The sequence below is a fragment of the Rhizobium sp. Root274 genome, from assembly GCF_001429245.1.
Classification (GTDB): domain Bacteria; phylum Pseudomonadota; class Alphaproteobacteria; order Rhizobiales; family Rhizobiaceae; genus Allorhizobium.
In genome coordinates this window covers 39444-64973 of sequence record NZ_LMJE01000012.1, presented here as the reverse complement: position 1 = coordinate 64973, position 25530 = coordinate 39444, and the positions used below count along the sequence as shown (strand labels likewise).

Genomic DNA, 25530 nt, shown 5'->3' with positions numbered 1-25530 from the left:
CGGCGCCGCTCAAGGGCGTCCGTGCATCGCTAGTGGCTCTCCCGGGGAAAAAAGCCGCTTCTCTGGATCAGGAAAAAAACGTGGGCCGACTAGCCGGATCCGCCGACCTCGAAGGTCTGTTATAAAGCGATGCTCACGTGGCGTGGACACATGCGGGTCACTTGATCTTTTCACGTTGATGGATTTTGTCCCGAGGCTCGGGGTTTGCCCCCGGGCAGGGGCACTGATGGCCGCCATTGCAACCACAAAGGGGATCAAGAATCGATAATCGATCATCATGCTCTGCGCTGCCCCATGTTGTGCAAATTGTTGTCTAACCGCTCGACCGCATCTTCATACCGGCCGCGTTTGAAGGGTTCTTGATTGGTCACTGCACACTGAAATTTGCAGTCGTGATCAGATCAGACCGTGCGAGTGGACGAGTAAGTCCCGGGATCCTTTGGTAGTCCACGAACCATGATCGGCGCACCTGACGGAACCCGATTATAGAGGTCGATGATATCCTGGTTCATCATGCGGACACAGCCCGAGGAAACAGATTTGCCGATAGTCCACCACTCGGGGGAACCGTGGACACGGTAAAGGGTATCGCGCCCACCACGGAAGATATAAAGCGCCCTTGCCCCGAGCGGATTTGTCAGTCCCGGCGGCATACCTCCATTGGCTGCACTGTAAGGTTCAAGTTCAGGTTGCCGCAGGATCATCTCGTGGGGAGGCGTCCATGTTGGCCATTCGCGCTTATACTGGATCACACCGTCGCCTGCCCATTCGAAACCGGCGCGCCCTAATCCGACACCGTATCGAATGGCCTTGCCGCCCTCATACACCAGGTAAAGAAAATGTTGGTTGGTGTCGACGACAAGTGTTCCCGGTCGCTCGCCGGTTGGATCGTCGACCAATTGGCGGAGGTATCTGGGGTCAATTCGCTGATAGGGTATCGCAGGCAGCGGAAACGCCTCATCAGGGACAGCTGCGTACATGGTGTCATAGATATTTGGCGTCCTCACCGGCACTGTGGCTCGGCGTGAGGTTGAAACGGTGGTTGAGCAGCCAGTTGCAGCACTCGCGGCAATCACCGCTCCCCCGAGGACGACGAATCTTCTCTTTAGAACTGTCACAAACAAACCTTCCATCCTTCCGTGACGCCCCAAATGCCAGATTGGCGCCCCAAAAGAAACGCCAGGAGGTTCACGTAAACGTCATCGAGCTCCTGGAAGAGTAGCGTTGAACACGGCAGCGAACAGGTCTTTCATCGCTGATGACGAGGACGAGCCGCGCTTCGCCACCCGTCAGTCACTGTAACTGCATGGCCTGCAGAACAAGGCCATACGAGGCTGCGTATCGACTTTGTCGAGAAGCCATTTGCCAGCTAGCCTTGCCAACGTTATCCGCCACGCGCCGGATCGGCGGTCACTCGCGCTCGAGAACCCGCGTCTGAAAGCGGTCGCCGGCAAGCGCGATGATATCGAGACGAGATTTATCAGACGAACGCCTGTAATGGTCGACCTGCGCTATTGGTGACCTGGGCCGTCAGTCGCGGCAGTCTGTCTGGGCTATGACGCGACGCTTATCCCAGAATCTGCGCCAGCTTGATCACTCCACTCAGCGGAGTACCGGCTTTGAAGGCTATGTTCGCGACAAGCGACATAGCGGCATAGGCTTTCCATATTCCACCCCACTTAATCAGCGCCTAGATGTAGCAAAAGGCATGGACGCTCCAAGCGTAGAAGCTCACCGCATCCAGAGCTTCGCCTCCACCTTCGCTATAGGCGCTGACAACATTAGACAAACCAAGAAGGCCCACGAACGCCCAGTGGCAAAATCGTGCTTTTGCGAAAGAGGCGGCCATCGATCTCCTCCTGTTGTTGCGTCGCGCTCGTGATGTATGGGCCCCGAACTGGGCGTTCAAGAGCGCATTCGGAGGTTGTGCGAGGGTTGATGAGCAGGACTGTGGAAACCGTCTAGTCCTCAAGGCGCCGTTGACGCGTAGGTAGGGATTGGTAATCGAGTTCCGCTCCACTGTCCTGACAGGCGCGGAACTGACGTTCGTTGCGTTGAAAACGAATGACCGCAATAGGTCGTTGTACTAACAGGGGCTTTGTGTGGGTGTTGTATAAGTCCAGGAAAGCGGGCACACGCTCAACGAACTACGCTGATTGAGCAAGCCTTTCACTGAATTTTGATGCCTAAGTAATCTACTTTCTGGGCAATCTCCGTACTTTCGGCTATCATGTACCCCCAGTGCAATGCTCGTTGGCGCTGCATACCGCTCGTTGGTTCGGATGATTTTTGGCAAACCCGAATGATGATGTCGCCCTGCCGGCAGCAGTGGACGATTGAGACTCTGCAAACGGAGAAATAATCAAAATGCTCAAATCAGTCTCTTGGTTGGCAGTATTGGGTACGGCTTTGTTGCTGACGAGCGCACCCAACGCAACACTTGCGCAAGTTACGCAGAGCGAACAGTCCACGGAGGCTCTTCTCACGATCTCAGGTCAGGTCGTGGATGCATATGAAAATTACTACGTCGTAAGGTCGGATGGTGGGCGGTTGAACATCCAGTTTAATGGATGGCCGGAAATTCTGCCAGACAGACGTCCGGTTCTGGGTATCGGGGATAACATCAGGGCGGTCGGCGCGATTGGGCCGAATGCACTAAACGCCGATGGGGTTGTGGATGTCATAGCCGTGTACGTCGAGGATCGAAACGCCTACTTCGCTCTCAGCGGCTCCGCGGTCAGCGCATCCGATATCGACGCTTTGACACTCCCGCCGAACCTAGGGTTTGGCCCCATCGATGGACGGGTCAGTCTCACTGGTGTAATCGTCGAAATCGATAAGGGCGTGCTGGTCGTGCAAACGGGCGGCATTCGGATGACAGTAGAGTCATCTTCGCTCAACTATAACCCCTTCGACACCGTTGGGAGGCAGCACCTGAAGCTCGGTGACACTGTTGCTGTCGGCGGCGTATTGGAGCCGAATGCGACAGACGAGCCCCGCATCAAGGCAGATCGTATCACCAGCATCTTCATAGTTAGTGCAGCGATATAGGCCGGCTCATTAGAGGGCCGCGGAACAGTTGTAACGCGGGTCGGAGGCAGTTCAAAAGAATTGCCTTGCCGCGACTAAACGCTCTTGAAGGGATGTGAACCGTCGGCCCGCACGTTAGTACGCTATTGAAAATCCAGTAGCTTGATGCAAGCGGAGCGTGGGCTGCAGCGTAACGTTGAATTATGGAACATGCGAAGCGTGTTGAGTGATCCCCGGTCATTCCTCTTATAAAGACTCCCTGAAGGCTGACTAGGCGTCCGAAGGTTGAACGCATTAATTACAGCGCGCACGCAGGTTGCAGATGTGTTGAATGCACACATTTGCATCAATATCGGAGCGCAAGTGCCGCCTAATTCTGCGGCAAGAGCGTTCCCGAAAAGGGCGCCTCACCGACTGAACTGTTCCATGAATTCATCGGGAAGCCTCTTCAAGGTAAATGACCGACATGACATTCCACGACGAGATCAACGCTTTCTTCCACACTTACATCGATGCATTTGCGCGCAGAGACGCGGACGCAATCAGCGAACTTTGGGACGACGTGAGATTGTTTCCGACCCCTGGTTGGAACTTCGCGATGGACCGACGGGCGATTCACGCACATTGCTCGACGCTGTTAAAGTTCTACAGCGATCAGGGCATCGTCAATCCCACGGGAGAGCTGCTTCCCGCAATCGAGCTTTTCCCCAAGGTGGCACAAGCACGCATGGTTTACCGGATGTATGGCGAGGAGAAGCAGCTGATCGCGACGTGGGAACACGTTTATGTTCTTCGCCGAACGAACCAGTGGCGCGTATCGCTGACAATTGCGGATGGAGAAATGGCGGTGTGGACCGCTAAAGGCGCACATCTCTAGTGTTTTGGCCACGGGGATGGAGTCGGACGCGCCACAACCAGGCTTCACCCCGTCATTCTGGCAACCTTCTACCGTGTAGAAAATTGGGAGGGTAGACGTGTGAACAAGAGTAGGCACGCCACACGGCTATTTTGCACGCGCCCGAGAGAACGTCTTCTTGGTCAACTATCAGAGTCGTGAGCGGCCATCGCCAATCTGGCTCTCGTATTTTTCTCGTTTCACGCAATGTTGCTGCAATCTTTTACTGCTTTTTGAACCGCGAGCGGCCATGGCGAGCCGTTGAAGCGCTACCCTGCGGAACTCGGCCGAGCAGGCGTGCCAACGCCTGTTTCTCTGGGAGAGCCAATGCGCAGTGTTTGTGCACCGGAAGGCCAACGACATCCTCGCTGGTACGGCCTCATGGCTGTGCCCCTGATACCAATTCAGAAACAATCTACCAAAACCAAAATTTGGCCTCGTCTCCAAGGACCAGACCGAATCTTCAGCAACAGGAAATGATATGACTAACGACCGCGAGCAAGGTTTCTCCCGGCCCAAGGCCGTGGCTCCACAAGGGCATCTGCCTACTGAGGTGGAATATCACCGTGCTTTTGCGGGACGAAAGAGACATATCCTGCGCGGCCTAACGGTAATTCTGCTGTTGTTTGGGGGATTGATCGGCTTTGCCAATCTTGGCCTCGCCGGTGCCTCTTTCATTGATGCCAACATGTTTGGGCGCAGCGGCTTCACACCGCTCGCGCACGCAGCCACATCTTTGGCGTTGGCGTTGCTCATACCGTACAGCATGCTTTTGCAGCGTGTTTTCTACGGTCTTCCTGCCGGTTCATTGCATTCGGTCACCGGCTGCTTTCGGTTCGACATGTTCGGCCGTTCCTTACTGGTCATTGGCCCTTTGGTGCTGATCCCGATGTCGCTGACATCGCTTTTCATGCCGGGCGACACCATAACTTGGAGCCACGTGGATGTCGTGGCCTTCTTCATAACTGGCATGATCCTGACACCGCTCGCCGCCGCCGGTGAAGAATATGGCTTCCGCGGATTGATGTTCCGGATAGTAGGCAGCTGGACGCTCGCCCCCCTCAGCGGTGCGATCCTTGGCATTATTCTTACCGCGGGCCTGTTCTCGCTATTTCACGGCACTTCCGATCCCTACCTCTTGACTTCCTATCTCGTGCTCTTCTCCTCGCTGGCGGTGATCACTTGGAGGACAGGAGGTCTGGAAGTCGCAGTTGTCATTCATGGCGTCTACAACGTGTCTGGCTTGGTGCTCGCAACGGCGCTTCATGTCGACATCGGAGGGGCACTGGCCGGCCGTAGCGAAATCGTAGGAGTTCCGGCGAATCTTCTGCCGGGACTGGTCGTCGGCGCCATTGCCATATTGCTCGTCGCCGCGACATGGAAAGACGGTCCTCTTCGAATAGATCGGCAACGATGATGCGATGCTCTGAATAACGATCCACGTTGTGACGGGATACGTTGCAGGCGCCGCTCGATTGCGTGGCAACCATGACAATCTCAGGCGATGATTGGGGGCGGACCGGCTCTGAAGTGAAACGCATCAGCCAAACAATTCTACCACCTTGGAAAGGGCAAATTTCGGCAGACTTTGCGTCATAGATGATGGCTGCAGAACGACTTAGGGCCGCGCACTCATTGGGGCAAACTCAAGGAGAGCATCGCTCAGGACAATCCTGACAATCACCAGAAATAACAGGAGAACCAGAATGATGGACCGTATTCTGGTCAGCGCGATAAGCGCTGCATTCCTCGCATTCAGCAGCCCCGCAAACGGGTCCAGCGCTGACGCATGGGCGGCCTTCGAGGCCCAAGTCACAAAGGCCTGCCTGGGTGCCAGCGGCCTGCGCAATTCTCTGGCCTCGACAATTGTTGGCTTCGACGACCGAGCGGGTGTAGTCGCCATGTTGATCTCAGATAAGACGCGGGGATCTTCGAGATCTGAGCTCTGCATATACGACAAACGAGCGGGCCGCGCTTTCGTGAGCGACGCTGAGATGTGGTCGGCTCCGCCGCAGCATAGCGTGCAAAACGTCAGGCCGCAGGATGAGGTGCCGACAATGATCAAGACCAAACGGGGCGACAGGCGTTTTCATTTCGCGAATGGCTGTACCGTTGTCATTGGGAGAACCAAAGCAATTGTCCTGTTCGCTGACGGGCCCTGCAAAAGATATCACGAAGATATTGCTCTGTTGTACGCTGAGGACCAATGAGAATCCCGAGGAGCCTAAAAATAGGCCTCGCGTCCGGTTGTGGTGGTTGTCTCGGATCTCTGCGAAACGAGTTTTCCGAAAGTTCGGTCGGGCCCAAGTTCATCTAACGAATGATAGCGGCACTTGCACAGGCTCGTTCTCGATAACAGTCAGACCGATTCCCTTTTCATCACCAAAGACCAGGGCGTTCGTGGCGGGCCACACTTACCGATAACTGCGCAGATGGTCCACCAGTGCTCTCAGTTTGGGTGCCATGTTACGTCGGCTTGGGTAGTAGAGATAGAAACCGGGAAAGTATGGGCAGAAATTCTCCAGAACCGGCACCAGCTCACCGCGCGCAATCGCCGGACGGAAGCTGTCTTCCATGCCAAAGGTGATGCCAGCACCTGCAACCGCAAGCTTGATCATCAACGCCATGTCGGTGGTCGTGATTGTATCCGCCACTGCTACGGAAAACTCCCGCCCATTTTCGGAGAATTCCCACCGATAGGGTGCGACATTCGCAGATCGACGCCACCCGATGCAGCGGCGGCTTGCAAGATCACTTGGATGCCTTGGCATGCCCTGCCGCTCAAGATATGCGGGCGACGCCACAGCCAGTTGACGTTGCTCGCCTGTTACCGGCACCGCAATCATATCTTGGGCAATCACCTCTCCCAGCCTCACGCCGGCATCGTATCCTTGCGCAACGATATCGAATTCCTCGTCGGTCACGGTGACATGTAGTTTTACGTCCGGGTTCTGATCCAAAAAGGACGTGAGAAGAGGACCAGAAAGAAAACTCTCGGCAATGGATGACACTGCGAGGTTTAGCCGTCCCCTCGGAGTTCCGGTCAAATTCGCGGCGGCATCTAGAGCGCCCTGCATCTCGCGCAACGCCGGCACAGCCTCCGCGTATAGCCTCTCGCCTGCTTCTGTCAGCGCAACACTACGGGTTGTGCGGTTCACGAGCGCAATACCGAGTGCTTCTTCCAGCTTACGGATCGTCTGACTGACGGCTGAACGCGTCACTCCCATACGATCTGCAGCTGCGCGAAAACTCCGCTCTTCTGCGACGAGGGCAAAGACGGCGAGCGCATTCAGGTCCGACAACATTGGTTATTTTTTCTTCTCTCTGAGTTAAGCTAAGGGTGGCTTATCGCAACAATGTCCTAAGGCTACTCTCAGTTCAACACCAAACCACGAGAGGAAAAGTTATGGATAAAGTTGTTCTCATTACTGGCGCATCCAGCGGCATTGGAGTCGGGATCGCGCGCGAACTTGCGAGAGCGGGCGCGACGGTTGTGCTCGGCGCTCGCCGCACAGACCGCCTCGAGAGTGTTGCTCAAGAGATCAGGTCGTTCGGCGGCGAGGTCAGCACCTTCAAGGTCGACGTGACCAATCGTGCGGAATTCGCAGCTTTCGCAGAGGAAGCGCGGCGGGAGCATGGCCGCATTGATGTCCTCGTCAACAACGCAGGCGTAATGCCGCTGTCGCTTATGTCTTCACTCAAAGTCGACGAGTGGGACTTGATGGTGGATGTGAACATTAAGGGCGTGCTGTATGGCATTGCGGCTGTCCTACCGGAAATGAACAATCGCGGTTCGGGGCACATCGTGAACATAGCTTCGATCGGTGCCCTATCAGCCTCCCCAACCGCAGCTGTTTACTGTGCGACCAAATTTGCCGTCCGAGCAATCTCCGACGGACTTCGCCAGGAAAATGACAAACTGCGCGTGACCTGCATACACCCAGGAGTCGTGGAAAGCGAACTTGCTAACACCATCACCGACCCCGTGGCGGCGGAAGCGATGAAGACCTATCGATCGATCGCGCTGACCCCCGATGCCATCGGGCGCGCAGTCCGTTTCGCGATTGAACAACCCGACGATGTCGATGTGAACGAACTGGTGGTCCGCCCGACACGGACGATGCTCTGACAGGCTGCTCCATCAAGACAAGACCTCACCAGGAAAGCTTAAGTCATGAAGAATTTTCTTCCGCTTGTAGCCCTGATAGTCGTCGCCACTGCCACGGCTTTCGGTGCATTGGCCCAAAACGAAAAAACCGAGAACAACATGCCCGCTCAGTCCGCAAATCACTCCCAACAAAACCACCCATACGTCGGAATGTGGGTGACGGATGACGGTCGCATTCGCCACCAACTCTTGCCCAATGGTCGCTACGACGAAGCTCGCGGCAATCGCGAAAGCGCTTACCAGGGCCGTTATGTCATCACCGGCAACAAGATTGATTACCGGGACGACACCGGTTTCACCGCAGATGGCGTCTTCGTTGACGAGAACACGCTTCACCACGCTGGGATGATCTTGCGACGCAAGTGAAGTCGACTTGGCCAAGATAGGCCCGCTTTGGCCTGCGCTCCGCAGGGGCGAGGCCGGACCACTCAATGTCTTCGACCCAGCGTCAACCTGAAAAATTGGAGTAATCAAATGGCTCGCTTTTTCCGTTATCCTGTTGCCGCAATTGGCACCATTGCAGTCCTTGTTCTGGCGCATCCAGCCCTCGCAGATACTGTCGAGGAACGTCGCGCCAAAGGGGCGGCCGTCGTCAGCAAGCTCAACAATGGCGTACCGCAAAACAATCTCGAGACCATGCGCGACGAGTTTCCATTTCTGGCGGAAGCGACCGAGGCCTACGCGCTCGGTGACGTTTGGTCGAGACCGGGCCTTGATGACCGTACAAGGCAACTCGCAGCGGTTGCTACCTTCGCCGCCATGGGCATGACTGACCTCATGACAGTACATGCTCGTTATGCCCTGAACATCGGCGTGACGGAGGATGAGTTGAAGGAAATTGTCTACATGATCACTGTGCCCGCCGGCTTTCCGAGAGCGATTGTCGCGTCGCAGGCATTATCAAGGCTCTTTGCCGAACGAGCGCAGGCCACCTGTAGCGTTGCGAGCTGCGACAACGGAGCCGCGCCGACACCTTAATCCTCAAGTGCTACGAACAGGTGTCTTCTTGCCCGTGGCTCGGTTGGTGAGGGTCGAATCCTGCAACATGTGAAAACGCCAGGCACGGTATGGCTTTTAACGCTTGGCGTTGCACGCGTGTGGCAGCGGTGCTCTTTTGGGGACACCAGTTTGATTGCCCCTAGGTTGGCTAACGCCCAAACCAGCAGCACCTGTTAGCAGCAGGCCACTTCGTCCAAAGCCGCCTAGCTTTCTGCGTCCCTACAGGATCTCGGAAATGTCATGTTGTCGATCGATAAAACTTCGAAGACCATTTTTTACGGAGACATTAGATGCGATCTGCAACGATCACTGCAATGCTCGCCCTTGGCACCTCGATACCGGTAATCGGCGAGATTGAGGCGCCAGGTCCTCAAGGTGCACTGCGAGGGACGATGATCCTTCCCGCGCAAAGTGCGCCTATGATACTGATCATACCGGGGTCCGGCCCCACGGACCGGGACGGCAACAATCCGCAAGGCGTCAGGGCGGCACCATATCGACTTCTGGCCGAAGGTTTGGGTGAACAGGGAATTGGCAGCGTTCGGATAGACAAACGCGGCATGTTCGGTAGCCACGCCGCTGTAGAAGATCCCAACGCGGTAACCGTAGATGATTACGTTCAAGATGCGGGCGCATGGATCGACGTAATCCGTAGCCGGACGGGGGCGGGGTGTGTCTGGCTCCTAGGGCATAGCGAGGGCGGATTGGTGGCACTGGCTGCCGCCGAGAGACTAGAAAATGTCTGCGGCGTCATCCTCGTGGCAACGGCAGGGCGCCCACTCGGAGAAGTCCTTAGAGAACAATTGCTGGCTAATCCCGATTTTGCGCCTCTGATGGATGCAGCACATCATGCCATAGACGAACTATCCGTTGGACGGCAGGTCGACGCCTCGAAGATACCGCCCGAGCTTGCCCCGCTTTTCGGTCAGGCAGTGCAGCAATTTCTCATCAGCACTTTCGCACTTGATCCAGCAGATTTGGCGAAAAAGACCCCCAAGCCCGTTCTTTTCATGCAAGGTGAGCGCGACCTGCAGGTGTCCTTGGCCGATGCGAAACGCCTGAATGAGGCTGCCCCACACGCCACATTGGCTCTACTTCCGGACACCAACCATGTTCTAAAGACAGTCGCATCACATGACCGAAACGAAAACATCGCGACTTATTTTGCCGACAATCTTCCCTTGGCGCCGGGAGTGGTGGATGCGATCTCCCGCTTTGTAAAGCGTCACTGAGATCAGACCGAGGTAGCTCTCGATCATCCTCTTTTCTTAATTGGGCTGGGATGGGGAGAGCCTTGGTGCCGCTGCGGTCGGATGTCGGAACTGATCAGCTTTGGCGCGCGCCACCACCGCGCCGCAGCCAAGTGCTGTATTCCTTCAAGCAAGGGAGACTGCGGAAGCGATCTTGATCTCTTCTGCAAGCTGGAGATGCGCGATCCATTCGCGCGGCAATTCTGAAGCGCAAGGAGAAAATGGCATCATCCCCGAACGCGATCGAAGGTTAGGTTGCCTTGGCATTCGAAGAACCCGGTGACCTCGAAGTCCGCAACATTGATATGCGCCCGACAAAGAGCTGCCTTCAGTCTGGAGCCAATAGTGGCAATCCACCCGGGCCCAAAGGCCGGGAACCTCATGGCTCCCACGCTCTGATTTGTCGATTGGCCGCACTCGACCGCGACCTCATCTTCGCCGAAACCTGCCCAGAGCTAGGGCGAGGCACTTACAGTTTGATCTCCTGTTATGACGCTTTGCGATATGTGGTCGAAGTAAAGATGCGGATCCGTGAGACAGGCCTCGATTTGCGAACGAGGAGATCAGAATGAAATCGCCAGCGTCTGCCAATATGTTGCTCAGCGCTTCGGTGAGCAGGTGGGGTAGCCGAATGTTCATGTCACACAAACGCCGATGGTCTATTTCCACCGCAGCAGCAGGTGTGTCGCACGCCAACCCGGTATTGATGATGATGTGGCTCAATCTGTCAGCTTTGAAGGTTTGTCGAAGTACCTCACTCACTTCTTGTGCAAAGGGAAGCAAGTCCATCAAGCTGAGATCCAGCTTCAGCATGACGGCACTCACCCCAAGCCATTCTATCTCTCGTGATACATCCGCCGGCCTTTCCTTGAGGGACTCATATGTTCCAATGATGTGGAAACCGGATTTCGCGAGACAGAGTGCGGTGGAGTAACCGGCTCCGTTGCATGCACCGATGACCAGCGCGAGCCTGATAGTCATAGTCAAATTCCTTACTTTCCAATCCACGGCCTACGAGGCGCCAGCGACGCATCGATCCCCGTCTCCGGTAGCTTTTGCGACAAAGGTATTCCCGTCCGCCGGTCAGCGGAGTAACTACGCGCAGACGAGATTATGTGTCAGCATCGGGCTGCGCGTAGCGCAAGTTGCAGGTGAGCTATACGCCGCATGCGGCTTGAGTCAGCCGGGCACGAGCCAGCCCGATGATCGAAGCGTCAAGGGGTGTCATCCTGTCGTGATCGACATCCGACCCAGGCAAGCCTGGCTAGGATAGGACGGCCGCTCTCAACACCATGTTGCGGTCAGTCGCCATAACCGCGGCTGAGCCGAGCGCCATCGGCGTCCATGATCACAGGCTGAGCGCGCCTTCTCTCGATCTTGGCCAGAAGTACGAGGCTCGCCGTTAACAGAAGAGCACCGTTGAACGGATGAAACGATAGCGGCAATGGCTGCGATCCCGCCGCGAGTAGCACTTGGCCCACATAGAGGATCAGTACGAGGCCGCTCCACCAACCGAAGCCCCGGAGCCGAGACAGTGACAGGCTGCCGCCAACAAGCGCAAGTGCCGGGATCGCGAGGATGCCACCGACCGCTGCATGAATTCCCTAAAGCTCGCCATCCTGAAAGAGCGCTGTGCCGGCGCTCAGGAACTGAGCGAGAAGGCCGACGGGCAAGAGCCTTGCCGACCATGTAAACCAACCAGGGGTGCCGCGTCCGAGCTGAACAAAAGTGTCATGCATCTTTTTCATCTTCAGGCCACCTCCTCATTTCGCGATGGAGTTGACGCAATCCATTCCGCTAGGCGGTCAACATATTCCGCCGCCGCAGCTTCGAGTGCCTCGGGTGACAGTTTGTGCGCCTCATACAGAACGAAGGGTGACGACCAAGCGAGACCGCAGCGATTGGCTGTGGCACGAAGCGGCGCAAGCAGTGCCTCGAGTTCGAAAATGTTGCTTCCGCCTGAGCGGTAGGCATCGGCCGAATTGCCCAGTGTTACCGCCAACAAGAGTTCAGTCCCCTCGAACACCCGGCCCTCCGCTTCATAGTGCATGTAGAACATGCGTGTAAGGACGGCGTCCTGCCATGCTTTCAGCAAAGGCGGTGTTGAATACCACTGCAGGGGAAACTGAAACACCATGCGGTCGGCTGCAAGCAGGCGTGCCGCCTCGCCTTCACCGTCTCGATGCAAGTCGATCCCGTTGGGATAGACAGATTGCATATCAACGACTTCGACATCTGGTAGCTTTGCCGCAGCTCGAGCCAACGCAGTGTTAGCGCGGGAACGCGAAAGATCGGGATGAAATAGAAGGATGATGGTTTTGGACATGATCTTCTCCACACGTTGGCGATGAAGAAACCATGCGTTCCACAAAGAAATTATTCCAATCGATAAACCATATAGGCTATTATCCATCGAATGAATTTACGATCGCTCGATCTCAACCTTCTTGTCGTACTCGACGCGCTTTTGGACGAAGCTCACGTCTCCCGTGCGGCCGACCGAGTCGGCCTTTCACAGCCCGCCACGTCCGCAGCGCTACAACGTTGTCGCCATCTCTTTCGCGATGAACTTCTGGAAAGAGGTCGCGGAACTATGCGCCTGACGGCAAAAGCCGAGGCTCTGCGCGCGCCTCTGAAATCACTGTTAGCGAGTGTGGTTGAACTGATTGATCCACCAGATTTGCCGCTCAACGAGATACGCCGGACACTTCGGATAACGATGTCGGATTATCCGGCACTTCTCGTTACCGCGCCCTTGCAGCAAGAGCTTCAGAAGTCTGCACCCGGCATAGATGTCGTGATTCAACCATGGCATGGCGCGGATGCCGCCCGAGTTCAACTGGTGCAAGGATCAGCTGATCTCGCCATCTCTGTGTTTCCACCGGCGCAGGACGAACTTCATCGTGAAGAACTGCTCGTCGAGCACTATGTGGTCGCCATGCGCGAGAATCATCCTGTCGCGGCCAACTTGAACCTGGAGACTTGGCTCAATTATCCGCACATACTTGTCTCTGGTCGGGGTGATACGCGGACAGCGTTTGACGACGATCTCGCAGGCCGCCATCTCTCCCGGCGCGTCGGTCTTGTCGTGCCCAATTTCCAAATCGTACCTTCGCTACTTCGCGGCTCCGACATGATTGCGATGCTGCCTTCGCGCGTCGTGGCCGCTGAAAACGGGCTCATGACTTTTACACCACCTATCCCCGTTGGTGGCTTTGCCCTCCATCTCGCATGGCACAACCGTCAAGCCTCAGACAAAGCGCTTCAACACGTTGCGGCTATCGTCACATCGTTGCTTCGCGAAAGATGAGCAAATCGCTGACAGCTAAGCGCTTATGTTCAACGACCCACCCAGATTCGCGCTCTCGCGATTGGACGGGAGAGCAACCTACTGCTGCACAAAGGTGTGTCGAGTGATCGTAAGGTAGCCTGTGTCTCTGCAGTGATTTTCTGCGGCGAAGGCTACGTGACCTTTGGCGCCCACAACGAGGTCCAAGGCGTATACGAGGGCGGTGGCAATCTGCCGGTAATCTCCAATGGTTCGGACGGCCTAAGTTCCGCCCAGCCTTGCTGGCAGAACCTAAGACACGATTGAAGCTAACTGGAGAGGGTAGTGACGAACTGGCGGAATGACTTCAAATTCAATGCAGTGAGCGTGGATCAACGTCGCGTGCCAGTGCCTAATTCGATCAGCACAGAGGCGCAACGACGACTTCATAACGCCGTCCGGGACGACGGGATGCCGATCAACGCACTGTACCCAATGCCTTCGGCGGACGATCATGATTCATGGCACAAGCTAAAAGCAGCCGTAGATGCAAATTACGCTGCAACTGTATCAGTGTTGGACCAAGCGCAAGACGTCCAGTTAACCAGAAAGCGAATTGGCTCCGCCGAAGTTCATTTTGCCAAGCCCGTCCAGCTCGATCACGCGGATTGTGTGTACATCGATCTGCACGGAGGAGCACTTGTCTTTGGGGGCGGGGAAGCTAGCCGCGAGGGAGCCCGGATAGCTGCATCTCGCTGTGGCATTGAATGCTACGGCATCGACTATCGGATGCCGCCTGAGTTTCCCTATCCGGCCGCGCTTGAGGACTGCATGTGCGTCTACAGGCATGCTTTAGAAACATATGGAGCCGACCGCATTGTCATCGGTGGGCGATCTGCCGGCGGCAATCTAGCGTTGGCGACCGTGCTTCGCGCAAAGGATGAAGGGCTGAATTTGCCACGCGCGATTGTGTTGCTTTCACCTGAAATCGACTTGACGGAGTCGGGCGACAGCTTCCAGACTAACAAGACGATTGACGTCAATCTTCCAAACTCTTTGATGTCAGCGAACCTGCTCTATGCCAACGGAGCCAATCTGGACCATCGTTACATCTCGCCACTCTTCGGACAGTTCTTCAAGGAATTCCCCCTGACATTCATTCAGAGTGGCACACGCGACCTGCTACTTTCGAATGCTGTCCGCTTACATAGGGCATTGCGTCAGGTGGAAGCCGTAGCCGAGCTGCATGTATTCGAAGCGATGCCTCATGGCGGTTTCGGGGGAGCACCGGAAGATGAAGAGCTTTCCCGTGAGGTAGCCCGTTTCATAAATGACGCCCTTTCTCAATGAGTTGACTTGGAAATGAATTCGGCCGCACGCCCGGGTTCATCAAGGCGGATTGATGCGCCTGCCACTCGACTGTCAAGAAAGCGTCTTAGTACGCACGGCGACGATGTATCGGAGTCCCTGGCATGACACCGCCAACGGTCCATGGAGGTTTAAATGAGAGTACTCCTCGTTGAAGACGAGGTTCGGCTAGCGGATGCACTGGCTTCAGTCATGCGCCGCGAGCGGTTTATCGTCGACCAAGCAGACAATTTGGGAGCCGCAACGGAAGCCGTTGCAATTGGAGAGTTCGATCTAGTCCTTCTGGATCGGACTTTACCCGATGGAGAAGGGCTGAGCTTGGTGCCCCATGTGCGCGCTCGCAACCCCGGAGTTCACATTATCATCCTCAGCGCACGCAGTGCCGTCGAAGACCGTGTCGTGGGACTTGACGAAGGTGCCGATGACTATTTGGTCAAGCCGTTTTCTGTCGACGAACTCTTGGCACGCATAAGGGCAGTTCGGCGCCGCCCTGCCCAGTTACAGGGCGAGCAGATTAGAGCGGGAACCGTCATCTATGACCTGTCTAATGAGGAAGTCGAGGTGAACGGTGCTCGCATCGATCTACCTCGTCGCGAACTACGGGTTCTAGCAGCCCTCATGAAACGTCGCGGCAGAACGGTACTGCGGGAATCTCTCGAACAGGCTGTCTTCGCTTTCGATGACGAGATACAGTCTAACACACTGGATTCCCATATATCCCGGCTACGCCGACGGCTAAAAGACTCCGGCGCTGGCATAGAGATTCACGCGATTAGAGGGGTTGGGTACCTGCTCCGGGAAGCCGCCTGATGAAACATAGCTCTCTCAAGCGAGCACTGATCATCTACCCGCTGACGTTTCACTTCATAACCTTATACATAGCTTTCGCGATCCTCGTGTCTGTCGCGATACGACTTGATAGTGGTGGTCCTTATGCTGACCAACGAATTACGTCGGTGATCGCGCAAGCAATTGCACACGACGAGGCGGGGCGTCTTTCTATCGTTATGACGCCCGAGTTAGAGCAGTTGCGTGCTAGTTCGCCAACACTCTGGTTCGTTGCGGAAGACAGCAGCCGACAAACCGTGTCGCTTGGCAATGTCCCACCACTTTATCAATCGTTTGTCGGCCAGCTGAGCGAGCTGTCCTACGCTCAAATGCGCGATCGTGAGGCTCCCTATGAACTGGCAGCGGTAATTCGTAGGGAACGAAGCGACATCGGCGAGCTTACCATTATGGGACATGGTGAACTATCGGAATTGAGCTTCATGGTGTTGATGGCCTCAAATACGTTCGCCATCCCAATCTTCTTAATGCTGCTCCTGACGTCGCTGATCGTGACCCCCTGGATAGTAAAACGCTCTTTGGGCGGCGTGGTTCGGGTGGCGCAGGAAGCTGAGCAAATTGATATCAATAGCCGCGGGCACAGACTTGATGCCCATAACGTGCCAAGCGAGATCTTGCCGCTAATCCGCGCTTTCAACAACGCGCTTGCAAGGCTCGATGACGGATATGAACGGCAGCGACGTTTTATTGCTTCGGCGTCCCACGAACTGCGCACACCACTAGCAATTCTACGAAGCAAGATCGAAAGCTCCAAGGCGCATGCGGTGCAGGAGCTGAACCAGGACGTTCACCGGCTTGCCACCCTGACAGAGCAGCTGCTTGACCTTGAGCGACTTGATATCGACACGAACTTTGAGACAGTCGACCTTGCATCTCTTGTCCGGCAAGTCGTTGCGGACCTCGCGCCGATCGTAATCGCTCAGGGTTGTAAAATAGAGGTTAAGGTCGTCAGACGTGGCGTCTGCCGGGGAGATCCCGCCGCACTTGAACGTGTTATTTCCAACCTGATTCAGAATGCCGTTCATCACGGAGGGAAGTCAGTGTTAGTGAGGATTAACGGAGCCATTGTTGAAGTCGAAGATGATGGTCCAGGCATTCCTCCGGATGAACGCGAGCGTGTTTTCGAACCGTTCCATCGATTGCATCCGCGTCAGAGCGGAACGGGTCTCGGGCTGAACCTAGTGAAAGAGGTCATCACCCGACATGAAGGCCAAGTTAGTATTCTTGACGGTGCACTCGGGGGAGCGCTTATCCGCATCGCGCTTGTCGAATGTTAAGCGCGATCAACCCATTCGTCATGTCTCTTGGCAGTACATATCAGATCGGCGAGTTTCACACGCTAGCCTTGAAGCGCTGAGCCGAAGCTGTGAAGCCCATTATACAGGGAGTGGAGAGCGACGGACGGCCAGATCGAACCTGTCATGCGGAACAGAATGCCAGAGAAGAGCCCCATCATGATCGCGATAGGTAGAATTACTCCTACTCCATGGGCCACTCCGAAAATCACGGAACTTAAGCCGACACCTGCCCACATTCCAAACCGATTCAGTGCATTTGCGACAACACCTCTGAATAGCAATTCTTCGCCCAATGGAGTCAGCAGAGCCCCACCAATAAAAGAGAGGAAAAAAGGTACTGCACCTCCCCGCGCTGCGGCATGGAGTATCGCTTGAGGATCGTCGGCTGAGCCCCTGCCCCACTCAGAGAGCCCTTGTAGAATAACAATACTGCAGGCGTATCCAAAGACTGCTAAAGCCGAAGCAACTACGAACCAGCGGAGGTCAACTTGTGTGAACCCGTAGGCTGAGAAGCCTCGTCGACGGATAAGATATGCTATGGCGAACGCACCGAGGCCGGCGACACCTCCGCCGTACGAGCCGATGACTCCTTGCCATACTGGTTCGCCAGGCGCCAGGCCGCCGACTGCAAGAGCCACCAGAACAAGAAGGATCTGAAAGGATATTATTCCGAGGCCCACCTCCCCCAGATTAGGTCGTTTCTCGGATGTCCAGTCATGCATGACAGATTCCTTTGAAGGGTTGGAAGGCCGCAAAGGGCTATGACGCCATCTGTCAACGCGCCTTAGCGACCGATCCCGAAAGGTAAAGAAGCAGAAGGACGAGATCACCGGTTGGATTCACACTGCAGTATCCGCCGGTGATCTCTGCTTAGGCTAGTAGCGGGGATATCGAGGACCGCACTCACGCCGGCTGGGGTCACGCTGGCAGCGCTGATCTCGAGCGCGGTCGCTTATGATCTGGGCGTTGAGTGCTGTTTCGCTTGCAAGATTGGCGCGATAGGCGTTTTCCATCGATCCGCTATCGGATACGCAGCCTGCCGTTGCCATACCCAGCAACGTTACGAGTGCGGCGCTTCTCAGTGCGGATGCGCCTCGTTTCAGTGATTGAAAGACCATTTCATTACCTCAATTATTCGACGTCTCACGCCATCGGATTTGAATGCCGGACGTCAGAGCTGAAAAATACGGTCGAACATTGCGACAACATGGAGTGATCAGGATTTCAAAAGGATGCATCATGCGTAACGCTGAGATCGTCTTCACTGCATCAAGGTCGCTGGCTTAGATGACTTATGGCCCTGTTCAGAAAACGTCAGGCGAAGGCTGGCATCTAGATCTGCCAGCCTTCAAACGAATACAGTCACTCTGCCAACATGGCTTCGATGACCGCCACGGTCGCCTTGACGCGGGCTTCATTGGGGTAGTTTTTGTTAGCGAGAACAACGACCCCGATCTTCTCGCTCGGCACCACCGCGATGTACGCGCCAAATCCGTTTGTCGAGCCAGTTTTGCTGAGGATGACCTCTTCCTCGAAAATCGGACCAGGTTTGAGATCCTCGGTAGACTGAGGGTTCAAGATAAAATCAACTCCATTCCCAGCAAGGATTGTCTGCAGGTCAACGGGCCATGAATACCTTTCCCAAATCATCGCTTGCTCGAAGTACGCCGTGCGATATGCGGGTTGCTGAGTACGGGCGATGGCATTCTTAAGTTCGTCCGCGATGATGTCGACACCCAGTTCTGCGTCGAGCAACTTGAGCATGTCTCGGGCACTGGACTTGATCCCGTACGCCTCCGCATCGAGCAAGCCCGGATTGACCCTGATGGCAGCGTTCGTTTTGCGATCGTAGCCGAAAGCGTATTGCGACATCTTGATCCTTGGCACATCGATCCAGGTGTTCGTCAGGCCGAGTGCCGGGAAAAGAACGTCTTGAACCGCCCTCTTGTATCCCCCCTCGAACGCTTGACCGGTGATATACCCCAGAAGACCAATACTGATGTTTGAATAGCTACGTGCATCCGGCTGCGACTGACGCCAGTGCTCGAGCCAATCTACAAGCTCGTCTTCACTCGATACGCTATCCGGGATTTGCAGAGGCATGCCGCCGGTACGATGGGTTGCCAGATCCATAAGCGTCAAGTCGCCGGCAATTGAGCAAGGTGCTGCGCAAAGGTGTTGCGCCACGGTATCGTCCAGACTGAGATTACCGCGCTCTTCTGCGAGCGCAGCCAAGGTGACGTTGAAGATCTTGCTGATTGAACCAAGCTCGAACAGTGTGTCCGGGTTGACTTTGAGACCGTCAGCCTGGGAGGCGAGCCCAAATGAGTAAAAGCTGTGCTCCCCATTGCGGGTCACACCCACCACAAGTCCAGGGATGGCATATTCTTTTATGACCGGGCCAAACGAAGACTCAGCGATCCTGCTGATATCGTCAGCAAGAGCGCTGGTTGCCTGAGAGCAAAAAGCAAAGACAAATGAAATCAGGCACGAAGCTCGTCTCATGAAACAGTCCTTTTAGTTGTGAGACACTGAAGTTCGGTAACGTATTTGCATCCGCAGCGCTCAAGGCGGCAACGGCTGCGGAAATAGGATTCGGATCGAAGAACAGCCGTTCGCGGATGGATTTCCTTATGCTTTTGTCCTCACGCACAGCGGACACTATGTCAGCTGCGCAAGGCCCCCTGACTTGGTCCACGAGGGCGCAGAACGAAAGGATCTGGGTGGAGTGGCCGTCGTTAATGGACGCTCACCGAAGGCCAGTCCATTGCGCGGCAAAGGACCACCTGTCGGCATATTCATCGATGATTTTCTGAGTTGGCGTGCCGTCACCATGGCCGGCGTTTCGTTCCACCCTCAGCAGCTGCGGTCTTGGTCCGACTTGTGACGCTTGAAGCGTCGCCACGTATTTCAACGAATGGGCAGGAACCACTCGGTCATCGGTGTTTGCCGTCGTGACGAGGATGGCCGGATAATCCTCTCCGGTCTTGATGTTGTGAAGTGGAGAGTAAGACTGGAGGTATTTGAAGCTATCCTCCGTCGACGGCTCCCCGAATTCAGAGATCCACAGCTTCCCTGCAGTGAAGCGATCAAAGCGCAACATATCCATAACGCCGACGCCAGGGAGCGCGACGTCGAACAAGTCGGGACGCTGATTGACGACCGCGCCGACAAGCATGCCTCCGTGCGACTCGCCGTGAATGGCAAGCCCGCCCTCACTGCTAATGCCTTCTCGCTTCAAGAATTCGGCAGCAGCGATGAAATCATCAAAAGCTGTCTTCTTCGACCGACCTCTGCCGGCTTCGTGCCAGGCCTTTCCGTATTCGCCCCCACCGCGAATGTTAGCCACGGCATAGACGCCGCCCTCCTGAACCCAAGCGACCGCTTGTGGCGAATAAGCCGGCAGCAGCGGAATGCCAAAGCCTCCATAAGCGGTGAGCATAGTTGGCGCGGCAGCTTTGGATCCGGCGCGTCGAATAATCGAAATTGGGATGAGAGTGCCATCTTTGGCGGTGAAGAAGCGCTGCTCTACCTCAATCTCGCCTGGCGAACGATCTGCACCAACAAAACCGTCCGGCTCGGCCCACAAGGCGGCTTCATTGGCGCTGACATCATAGCGATAAACGGTCTTGGGAGTGGCGTAATTGGTAAACGTAAAGAATGCTTCGTTGTCACCCGGACGGCCACTGAACGTTCCCGCGCTCCCGGCTCCTGGCAAGTTTACAGCCCCCGCCGCCTTTCCATCCAGCTCATAACGCTCGACTTCAATTCTTGCGTCGACCATGTATGACAAGAGAAGTTTATCGCCGACCAGAGAGGCAAGGCGCAAATATGCACCAGATTTTTCCTCAATGAGATCGGTGAAGACCAAGTTCGGCGCGGCTAAATCTACGGTAACAATCTTTCCTCGTTCGGCTCCATAAGTCGTCAGAATGAAAAGTTTCGTACCGATATTGCCAACAAGTGCGGACAAATGGTCGAAGCGATCAATCACGGGCCGCACCTGCCACTCGGGAACAGTGAGGTCTACCAGCGAGAGAGCACTTCCTCCCATGAGGGCGGTAGAATAGATGACCAAATACCTTCCATCCGCAGTGACATCGACAGTATGTAGAAGCGGATGCTCGGCGACAGCAGAATAAACGAGGCGATCTTCGGACTGCTGTGTGTCAAGCCGATGGAAATAGACGGCGTGTTTGTCAACTTGCGCGTCAGATCGACCACTCTCATCTGGTTTCGGGCTGCCAGAGTAAAAGAAGCCGGAACCATCCGCCGCCCAGGCAATCAGGGTAAAGCGGGCCCAGGCAATCTCATCGGCAAGAACCGCGCCGCTCTGCACGTCAAGAACACGAATGTTTCGCCAATCCGAACCATCCTCCTGAATTGCATAGGCTACAAGCTTCCCGTCTTCGGAGGGAGACCATATAGCCATTGCTTTTGTACCATCTTCGGACCACTGGTTGGGATCCAGGATCGTCCGCTCCGCACCGGTCTCTCCGTCTCGAACGACCAGGACAGGTTGCATGTCGAGCCCCGTGTTCCGGGTGAAGAAGTAGTCCCCTCCTCGCTTGAGTGGGCTCGTCAACTGTTCATGCTGAAACAACGCCGTCAAACGGTCGCGGAATGTATCCCGACTAGCGAGGCTCGACATATAATAGCTTGTTACGCTGTTTTGTGCGTCAACCCATTGGGCGACGGCTGGATCCGCTTTAGGATCACTTTCCAACCAACGATAGGGGTCAGCAATAGCAGTACCGAAGTGCTCCTCGATGACTTCGACCTCTTTCGTTTCAGGATAGGTCATCGGCGTCTCCTCATTCGAACGCACATGCCCAGGCCCCAGCAGAAGATAAACAATAGCCGCAGCGAAGCACATTCCCGCACAACGCCGGTTGCGACATTCATCAAGAGCGCCTGGATTCCTGATCGTCCTGAATCCGGGATGCGCCACTCGCTCAGAACTTGTTTGCAAGAAACTGAAAACTGCGGCCCGCACCATCGCGGGTCCATACTGATATGTCATGCGATATCCTGCCGATGTGGCTACCGGCTAAAATCTAGCCGTAGATTTCTTAGTGACAATCTTCTCCGGCCATGTGACATGCCCTGCCAATTCAGATCCTAGAGTCGATTGAGCCTGTAACGCATTGAAGATGCTTTCCAGCGTGGGCGCGAGATCCCCCAAGCCATATTCGCCGCAGATACAGATTGAAGCGACGATGCGGATTATTCATGCGTTGCAGACTAGGGCCGAAGATTGCGCGAACATGGAGTTTTTCGAGCATCGGCCCTAGTTTTGATCCAATCCGTCGGCTTTGCGCCATCGCGACCGGATCTAAAACCGCGACCTAAGACAACTGACCGCAGACTTTGCGAAGCAAATCAGCAGCATGCTACCGCCTTTGGCGTGTCACCAATTCACAAGACGCCACTGTTCGCTCCTGGTCGACGCCTAACGATAACAGACAGTCTGGGCGCGTCCGCCTTTCAAAGAGTGAAGACATTATCTCAGGCCGATGCGCAGCATCCGGCAGTCATTGCCGAATACTGCGTGAGACCAAAACGTGGGCCGACGGCCCATGTTCACTGGGCGATCATCTTGCCCAACGTCTTTTCAATTGTTTCCGGCTCGACCACCCAAGCATAGTTCAGTTCCTGCTTGATTTTCCAAGCCCCGTTGACGCAAGCCCAGCCGATCTGAGAGCGCGCATCGAATGCAACAACAGTTCCGTCAAGGCGTTCGAGTCGCCCGACAAAACCGACGGCCGAGCTGGCAACCGTTTCTCCCACAACCGCGTGGTGGCCATCGGTCATACCGTGGAGGACAGACCTCGCCGCGTTCTGAAGACCTTCCCAGTTGGGCCCGTAAACGCTCGCGTCGGTGAAGAGTTGCGTGTCGCCAGGCGCAAAGTTGTCCCAGAATACGCCACCCGGCTCTTCGACGTCATAATACTTGCCCATTTTTTCCACGAAGTTGAACTTCGGATCGCCTTCACGACGTTCCCATCCCTTCATGATCCACTCTTCATGAAGCGCCAATGGCGAAGCTGATCCTTCCTGAGGGCAACTGTTGGAATCTTGAGCAGACGCAGGGGTCGCGAGGGTTCCAGCTATGACGATCGCAAACATTGAGTATCGGTTTTTCATTAAGGTATCCTTTCATGCCTCGGTTGACGGGAAGAAGTTACGTCGAGGCATTTATGGGAACTAGGCCCCCATTCTTGCGCGCGCTGGTTAGCAGCCCTGGACAATGGGATGGCGGCGAGAGGTTGCTCTGTTTATGCTTCAGGAGATGGGTCAGTTCTGGCTTGCGCACCTTGAACTGCGACTTGTTTCAGCTGCACATATCTCCAACAGCACTCACCACGTTGGGAAGTTAAAGCGATAGCGCCCCAGATAACAGCGTTCTAGATGGCCTGAAGGCCGACCATCAGCGCGTCTACCTGTCGCTGGATCTGTGCCCGTGTAACGCGACGTCGTGTAACGATCATGCCCCAATAAAGGGATGCGGGTATCATATCCATCGCAAGCTCTCGGTCGATCCCGACGGGAAGTTCGCCGCGGCCAATCGCCCGCTCGATCAAGCTTACCCCGCCGCGCCGGCGGGATACGGATAAATCCTTCAATACTGGAGCGAGCTCGGAGCCACGTGACGCTTCTGCATAAAGATCCGGTAGTATTTTACGCACCAAGCGATGACGAAGCGCGCGCCTTAGCATCAGCAGGTAAGCTTCCAGGTCATTCCTCAGTGTGCCTTTGTCGGCAACATCCGTGAGAACCATGCCAAACTTTTGAACCGCGTCGGCAGCGAGAGCCAGCTTGGAAGGCCAGCGGCGATATATGGCCGCCTTGCCCGCTCCCGCACGTGCAGCTACCCGCTCCAAGCTTAACGCGGCATAGCCGTGAACGGCCCACTCCTCCAGAAATGCGCGCAGGAGAGAATCCGTAACTTCGTCACGCATCACGGCCGCTCCGCTCGGACGCCGCCTGTTTTTTTCGTCGATACGCTTGCGTTCCATTCATTTTACCCCATATTGGCCGGAACGGTATCGTTCCAACGATAAGGAGTAAAGTGAAATGTCCAAATCGATCGATCAGTTTCCAAGCCTATCGACTTTGTTGCGGCAAGCTCTGGGAGATGCGCTGACATCGGATGCGCAAACTCTTCTGGAGATGTGCGCAGAGGACGTGGTGTTCGAATTCCCGTATCACCCACCCGGTTTCACGGAGCGCCTGGAAGGGCGGGCAGAACTTGAGTCCTATCTTCCGTCAGTGTCGAAGCTCATTTCGATCGAGTCTATGACGCTCAAGCACGCATTCATTTCTGGAAAAGGTGACACTGCGGCCATCGAGTTCAGCTGCAAGGGTCATTCGCCGGACACTGATGCCCGCTACGATCAGGACTATGTATCGATCCTCGAGCTGAAAGATGGTCGTATCAGTCGCTACCGTGACTACTGGAACCCACTTGTTGTTCTCTCTGCAATTGAGAGCGCGCCATCCACAGACAAAGATTGAGAGGAGTGGCCCATGTCAACTCAGATTCTGGTCATCGGTGGCAAGGGAAAAACAGGAAGACTTGTCACCCAAGAGCTTGCGACCATAGGAGTACGGGCGAAGGTTACCACTCGGTCGCCCTCCAGCCACAACGATGTCGCCTTTGACTGGGAAGACCATCGTACAGCGGATGCTGCATTCGATGGCGTTGATGCTGTCTATATCGTTGCGCCGACCAACAACAGCGATCATGGGACGATCGTTCCTCCTATCCTTGATATCGCGCGAAAGCGTGGCGTCCGGCGCTTCGTACTGCTAAGCGCTTCATCCCTTGAAGCGGGCGGACCGATGATGGGACAGATCCACTCCTATCTGCGGGACGAGACTCCGGAATGGACAGTCTTGCGACCCACATGGTTCATGCAGAATTTCTCGGAACAGCAACATCTCGAGACCATCCGGCACGAAAACGCAATCTACTCCGCAACGGGCAAAGGTCGCGTTGGTTTCATCGACGCGGCTGATATCGCTAGGGCGGCTGTCAGCGCACTATTGGCGGAAACGTCGTGGAACCGCGATTTCATACTGACAGGACCAGAAACCCTCTCTTACGCGGATTTCGCCGAAAAGATCAGTGACGTGATTGGCCGAATCATCAAACACATCAATCTGACAACACCTGAACTGGCTGAACGGTACGCAAGGGCTGGATTGGACGAAGCATATGCCAGCATCCTGGCAAAGATGGACGAAAGAATTAGCGAAGGCAGTGAGGATCGTCTAAGCAACGGCGTGTTCGCTCTGACAGGCCGATCTCCCAACACTGCAGCTGAATTCGCAGAGAAACATAAAGATTCGTGGGCTGGTCCAGCCCATCAGCGGTAACGGTAGTTAATGGTACTTTTCCAGAG

24 protein-coding genes and 1 pseudogene are annotated in these 25530 nt (G+C 55.4%); 15 read left to right on the top strand and 10 right to left on the bottom strand.

Annotated elements, in window-relative coordinates; all coding sequences use genetic code 11:
- Positions 1 to 401 precede the first annotated feature (401 nt).
- Complete coding sequence (locus ASE36_RS21610) at positions 402 to 1133, bottom strand: L,D-transpeptidase (protein ID WP_082511329.1); 732 nt, start codon at positions 1131 to 1133, stop codon at positions 402 to 404.
- Positions 1134 to 1343: 210 nt separating this feature from the next.
- Between ASE36_RS21610 and ASE36_RS23105 the strand changes: the two are divergent.
- The 5 genes and pseudogenes from ASE36_RS23105 to ASE36_RS21590 form a co-directional block, all read left to right on the top strand.
- A pseudogene (locus tag ASE36_RS23105) lies at positions 1344 to 1515 on the top strand (sigma-54-dependent Fis family transcriptional regulator); the annotation flags it as partial.
- A gap of 852 nt (positions 1516 to 2367) precedes the next feature.
- Positions 2368 to 3051: a hypothetical protein gene (locus ASE36_RS21605; protein WP_062285073.1), complete on the top strand. Its 684-nt coding sequence runs from the start codon at positions 2368 to 2370 to the stop codon at positions 3049 to 3051.
- Between the two features lie 436 nt (positions 3052 to 3487).
- Positions 3488 to 3907 (top strand): hypothetical protein, encoded by a 420-nt coding sequence (locus tag ASE36_RS21600; RefSeq protein ID WP_244474827.1) that lies wholly within the window; start codon positions 3488 to 3490, stop codon positions 3905 to 3907.
- A gap of 499 nt (positions 3908 to 4406) precedes the next feature.
- On the top strand, positions 4407 to 5342 hold the full coding sequence (locus ASE36_RS21595) for a CPBP family intramembrane glutamic endopeptidase (RefSeq protein ID WP_062285071.1): 936 nt from the start codon (positions 4407 to 4409) through the stop codon (positions 5340 to 5342).
- Between the two features lie 289 nt (positions 5343 to 5631).
- Positions 5632 to 6135: a hypothetical protein gene (locus ASE36_RS21590; protein ID WP_062285068.1), complete on the top strand. Its 504-nt coding sequence runs from the start codon at positions 5632 to 5634 to the stop codon at positions 6133 to 6135.
- Positions 6136 to 6339: 204 nt separating this feature from the next.
- Here the strand turns inward: ASE36_RS21590 and ASE36_RS21585 are convergent, their stop codons facing one another.
- On the bottom strand, positions 6340 to 7230 hold the full coding sequence (locus tag ASE36_RS21585) for a LysR family transcriptional regulator (protein WP_062285066.1): 891 nt from the start codon (positions 7228 to 7230) through the stop codon (positions 6340 to 6342).
- Positions 7231 to 7331: 101 nt separating this feature from the next.
- On the opposite strand from ASE36_RS21585, the gene ASE36_RS21580 reads away from it, so the two are divergent.
- The 4 genes from ASE36_RS21580 (at position 7332) to ASE36_RS21565 (ending at position 10324) form a co-directional block, all read left to right on the top strand.
- Entirely contained in the window at positions 7332 to 8054 is a 723-nt protein-coding gene (locus ASE36_RS21580; RefSeq protein WP_062285064.1) for an SDR family oxidoreductase, read from the top strand.
- A 45-nt stretch (positions 8055 to 8099) separates the two neighbouring features.
- Complete coding sequence (locus tag ASE36_RS22410) at positions 8100 to 8459, top strand: Atu4866 domain-containing protein (RefSeq protein WP_082511327.1); 360 nt, start codon at positions 8100 to 8102, stop codon at positions 8457 to 8459.
- A 108-nt stretch (positions 8460 to 8567) separates the two neighbouring features.
- Positions 8568 to 9071, top strand: coding sequence for a carboxymuconolactone decarboxylase family protein (locus ASE36_RS21570; RefSeq protein WP_062285061.1), 504 nt, complete (start codon positions 8568 to 8570; stop codon positions 9069 to 9071).
- A 311-nt stretch (positions 9072 to 9382) separates the two neighbouring features.
- The gene (locus ASE36_RS21565; protein ID WP_062285059.1) at positions 9383 to 10324 is read left to right on the top strand and encodes an alpha/beta hydrolase; all 942 of its coding nucleotides are present in this window, start codon (positions 9383 to 9385) and stop codon (positions 10322 to 10324) included.
- 447 nt (positions 10325 to 10771) lie between these two features.
- On the opposite strand, the gene ASE36_RS21560 is transcribed toward ASE36_RS21565, so the two are convergent.
- The 3 genes from ASE36_RS21560 to ASE36_RS21550 all read right to left on the bottom strand — a co-directional run bounded on the left by ASE36_RS21560 (position 10772) and on the right by ASE36_RS21550 (position 12668).
- Complete coding sequence (locus tag ASE36_RS21560) at positions 10772 to 11323, bottom strand: SDR family NAD(P)-dependent oxidoreductase (protein ID WP_062285056.1); 552 nt, start codon at positions 11321 to 11323, stop codon at positions 10772 to 10774.
- Positions 11324 to 11643: 320 nt separating this feature from the next.
- Positions 11644 to 11943 (bottom strand): DUF6220 domain-containing protein, encoded by a 300-nt coding sequence (locus ASE36_RS23100; RefSeq protein ID WP_274533394.1) that lies wholly within the window; start codon positions 11941 to 11943, stop codon positions 11644 to 11646.
- Positions 11944 to 12092: 149 nt separating this feature from the next.
- Positions 12093 to 12668, bottom strand: a complete 576-nt coding sequence (locus tag ASE36_RS21550; protein ID WP_062285054.1) for an NAD(P)H-dependent oxidoreductase — start codon at positions 12666 to 12668, stop codon at positions 12093 to 12095.
- 90 nt (positions 12669 to 12758) lie between these two features.
- Here ASE36_RS21550 and ASE36_RS21545 point away from each other — a divergent pair, with 90 nt between their 5' ends.
- The 4 genes from ASE36_RS21545 (at position 12759) to ASE36_RS21530 (ending at position 17101) form a co-directional block, all read left to right on the top strand.
- Positions 12759 to 13652: a LysR family transcriptional regulator gene (locus tag ASE36_RS21545; protein ID WP_062285052.1), complete on the top strand. Its 894-nt coding sequence runs from the start codon at positions 12759 to 12761 to the stop codon at positions 13650 to 13652.
- Positions 13653 to 14081: 429 nt separating this feature from the next.
- The gene (locus tag ASE36_RS21540) at positions 14082 to 14960 is read left to right on the top strand and encodes an alpha/beta hydrolase (RefSeq protein ID WP_244474826.1); all 879 of its coding nucleotides are present in this window, start codon (positions 14082 to 14084) and stop codon (positions 14958 to 14960) included.
- 153 nt (positions 14961 to 15113) lie between these two features.
- Positions 15114 to 15788, top strand: coding sequence for a response regulator transcription factor (locus ASE36_RS21535; protein ID WP_062285048.1), 675 nt, complete (start codon positions 15114 to 15116; stop codon positions 15786 to 15788).
- The gene (locus tag ASE36_RS21530; protein ID WP_062285045.1) at positions 15788 to 17101 is read left to right on the top strand and encodes a sensor histidine kinase; all 1314 of its coding nucleotides are present in this window, start codon (positions 15788 to 15790) and stop codon (positions 17099 to 17101) included. Before ASE36_RS21535 ends, ASE36_RS21530 begins: the two co-directional genes overlap by 1 nt.
- A 62-nt stretch (positions 17102 to 17163) precedes the next feature.
- Here ASE36_RS21530 and ASE36_RS21525 read toward each other — a convergent pair whose 3' ends face one another.
- The 5 genes from ASE36_RS21525 to ASE36_RS21505 form a co-directional block, all read right to left on the bottom strand.
- Positions 17164 to 17844 (bottom strand): CPBP family intramembrane glutamic endopeptidase, encoded by a 681-nt coding sequence (locus tag ASE36_RS21525; RefSeq protein ID WP_062285043.1) that lies wholly within the window; start codon positions 17842 to 17844, stop codon positions 17164 to 17166.
- A gap of 640 nt (positions 17845 to 18484) precedes the next feature.
- Positions 18485 to 19627, bottom strand: coding sequence for a class C beta-lactamase (gene ampC, locus ASE36_RS21520; protein ID WP_062285040.1), 1143 nt, complete (start codon positions 19625 to 19627; stop codon positions 18485 to 18487).
- 244 nt (positions 19628 to 19871) lie between these two features.
- Positions 19872 to 21926: a prolyl oligopeptidase family serine peptidase gene (locus ASE36_RS21515; protein WP_062285037.1), complete on the bottom strand. Its 2055-nt coding sequence runs from the start codon at positions 21924 to 21926 to the stop codon at positions 19872 to 19874.
- A 779-nt stretch (positions 21927 to 22705) separates the two neighbouring features.
- Positions 22706 to 23269 (bottom strand): hypothetical protein, encoded by a 564-nt coding sequence (locus tag ASE36_RS21510; protein ID WP_062285035.1) that lies wholly within the window; start codon positions 23267 to 23269, stop codon positions 22706 to 22708.
- 260 nt (positions 23270 to 23529) lie between these two features.
- The gene (locus ASE36_RS21505; protein WP_062285032.1) at positions 23530 to 24141 is read right to left on the bottom strand and encodes a TetR-like C-terminal domain-containing protein; all 612 of its coding nucleotides are present in this window, start codon (positions 24139 to 24141) and stop codon (positions 23530 to 23532) included.
- 58 nt (positions 24142 to 24199) lie between these two features.
- Here ASE36_RS21505 and ASE36_RS21500 point away from each other — a divergent pair, with 58 nt between their 5' ends.
- Both ASE36_RS21500 and ASE36_RS21495 read left to right on the top strand, forming a co-directional pair.
- Positions 24200 to 24640, top strand: a complete 441-nt coding sequence (locus tag ASE36_RS21500) for a nuclear transport factor 2 family protein (protein ID WP_062285029.1) — start codon at positions 24200 to 24202, stop codon at positions 24638 to 24640.
- A 12-nt stretch (positions 24641 to 24652) separates the two neighbouring features.
- Complete coding sequence (locus ASE36_RS21495) at positions 24653 to 25504, top strand: ergot alkaloid biosynthesis protein (RefSeq protein ID WP_062285028.1); 852 nt, start codon at positions 24653 to 24655, stop codon at positions 25502 to 25504.
- Positions 25505 to 25530 lie beyond the last annotated feature (26 nt).